This window comes from uncultured Campylobacter sp. (genome assembly GCF_938017705.1).
Classification (GTDB): domain Bacteria; phylum Campylobacterota; class Campylobacteria; order Campylobacterales; family Campylobacteraceae; genus Campylobacter_B.
Genome location: NZ_CALIIS010000129.1, coordinates 1 through 2,152, shown reverse-complemented (window position 1 = coordinate 2,152; position 2,152 = coordinate 1). Strand labels below are relative to the sequence as shown.

The following is a 2,152-nucleotide window of genomic DNA, read 5'->3' as shown; positions in this document are numbered from 1 at the left end:
TTCCATCCCGCTGGGAATTGAAACAAATAGCGCTAAAACTGATAAGGAAAAAGAGGAAGAGTAGAATTCCATCCCGCTGGGAATTGAAACTATTCGTAGCTGTTTTGAGTGGCGGTGCCGTTTTGCGTAGAATTCCATCCCATTGGGAATTGAAACGCGTCTGCACTGCCTCTATCTCTTTGCTCTCGGGGTAGAATTCCATCCCATTGGGAATTGAAACCACTCACACACGCGGTGCATCGGGGGGCAAAGCCCCCGTAGAATTCCATCCCATTGGGAATTGAAACGGGCTTCGTCCCCTCTTAAAATACGGCTAGTGCCTTGTAGAATTCCATCCCGTTGGGAATTGAAACACCCCGCTTACGCTAAAAATAGCTTTAGCGGCTTTTGGTAGAATTCCATCCCGTTGGGAATTGAAACTATGAATGGATTGAACAACGGCAAAAAAGATGATGGTAGAATTCCATCCCGTTGGGAATTGAAACCGGAAACGATCCATGCGTCCGATCTTTCGGTCTTTACGTAGAATTCCATCCCGTTGGGAATTGAAACTCGGATACTGCTTCTTGCCGAGCCACGAATTCGGTAGAATTCTATCCCGTTGGGAATTAAAACTTCTGCCACTGCATTTATAGCGTCCCGCAGGAATGTAGAATAATATTTATCCTTTGGGAATTGAAACGCCTAAATGGGCTTATTGCACGATTTGCGTAGGCGGTAGAATTCATCTTGCTGAAATCAAAACGAATCTACGCGATATGACTTTCGCGGCGGAAATGTGTAGAATTCTCATCTCGCTATAAAATTTAAAAAGATTAGTTGTGGCTGGGATAAGATACAGCATGGGGCACTTATGCGAAATTCATTCGGTTTCAATTCACCTACTAAATATGTTAAATTTATGGGTTACGAATAAAATTTTGAAGTTACTCACAAATTAAAATTTTAACGAACTGTATATTTGCCACAATATAAATAGATTTAAATGCAACTCATTTAATAGCAAATTCAAAATATTTGTAAAAATGCATACTAGGGATATTAAAAGCTAATTTAAAGTAAGAATTCCGCATTAATTTCAATTAAATTTACGCTACAAATTTAAGATCATGTGTCAAAGTTAGAATTTAAAATTAAATTAGATGATGTCAAAGAGGCAGAAAGATGGAAAAAATTTTATAAAGCAGAATTTGGTAGCATCCTCTGAAACTGCAAAACAAAGAATATCGGCGTGGTCGTCATAAAAAGGAAAATCATCTAAATTTAATGGATACTACCGCCTTTGCCACATAAAGTAAATAAATAAATGCCTCCGCCAGTTATTTTTTAAAATTTTTAAAAAATTTCTTCAAAAGTGCCTTGTAAAAGATCGCGAATTTCGACTCTTTTTTCTCATAAATCACGCGAAAGACGCCCTGTAGATCCAGCTTTTCTTGCAAAGTAATGTTTTGCACTCTACTCTCCTATAAGTTTTTTTATCTTATGCAGCACAAACGCAGCGTCGTCGCTATCGAGCTCGCACAACATCTGGCATATCGCGGTCGCGGCTTGCGGCTTGGTCGTGCCCAAGCGCCAGTCCTGATACGTCCGCATCGACACGCCTAACCTCTGCGCCATCGCGGCGTGCGAGATCTTTTTGCCGTTATTTTTGGCTTCGACGGCATTGTGCAAAATGTTGAATATATCGCTCGTTTCTAACATATGAAAATTATACAAATTTATTCGTTAATTATACATAAAATCGTATAAAATGAATAAAAATCGTGTTATTCATAAGTAAAAATAGCAAAATACTTCGTTTATCCGTATGAATTATACAGAATACTGCATAAAATAAACATAAAATTTTATAAAATTTTGCATGTTATGCCGTAAAGATAAGCCGGCTCGCGCAAACAGGCATCTTATAGAACGGCACATTAAATTTTAAAACGGGGATAGATGAAATTTTACACATCGAAGCTTTTGGGGTTTGATTTTTTTGATCGGTTCTGGCAGCAATTACAAACAAGATGTAATTTTACCCTATGCCGAGCCATATCTGCCAGTACAAAGAGCGTTTCAATTCCCAACGGGATGGAATTCTACCGATTTTTGAAGTCCTTGGGGTTGCAGACTGAAAGCCGTTTCAATTCCCAACGGGATGGAATTC

At 38.8% G+C, this 2,152-nt stretch carries 3 protein-coding genes and 1 CRISPR repeat array; of the genes, 1 reads left to right on the top strand and 2 read right to left on the bottom strand.

Annotated elements, in window-relative coordinates; genetic code table 11:
• Positions 1-60: 60 nt before the first annotated feature.
• A CRISPR array of direct repeats spans positions 61-682; the repeat unit is 30 nt; unit sequence GTAGAATTCCATCCCATTGGGAATTGAAAC.
• Between the two features lie 637 nt (positions 683-1,319).
• Together Q0605_RS06570 and Q0605_RS06565 are read right to left on the bottom strand one after the other, a co-directional pair.
• The gene (locus Q0605_RS06570) at positions 1,320-1,454 is read right to left on the bottom strand and encodes a hypothetical protein (RefSeq protein WP_005869088.1); all 135 of its coding nucleotides are present in this window, start codon (positions 1,452-1,454) and stop codon (positions 1,320-1,322) included.
• A 1-nt stretch (position 1,455) separates the two neighbouring features.
• Complete coding sequence (locus Q0605_RS06565) at positions 1,456-1,701, bottom strand: helix-turn-helix transcriptional regulator (RefSeq protein ID WP_040303199.1); 246 nt, start codon at positions 1,699-1,701, stop codon at positions 1,456-1,458.
• Positions 1,702-1,941: 240 nt separating this feature from the next.
• On the opposite strand from Q0605_RS06565, the gene Q0605_RS06560 reads away from it, so the two are divergent.
• A partial coding sequence (locus tag Q0605_RS06560) for a hypothetical protein (RefSeq protein WP_298705289.1) occupies positions 1,942-2,152 on the top strand: 211 nt, incomplete at its 3' end.

Bases quoted from the DNA above. Each gene is read 5' to 3' on its own strand.
- Q0605_RS06565 (WP_040303199.1), bottom strand. From the start codon at position 1,701: ATGTTAGAAACGAGCGATATATTCAACATTTTGCACAATGCCGTCGAA.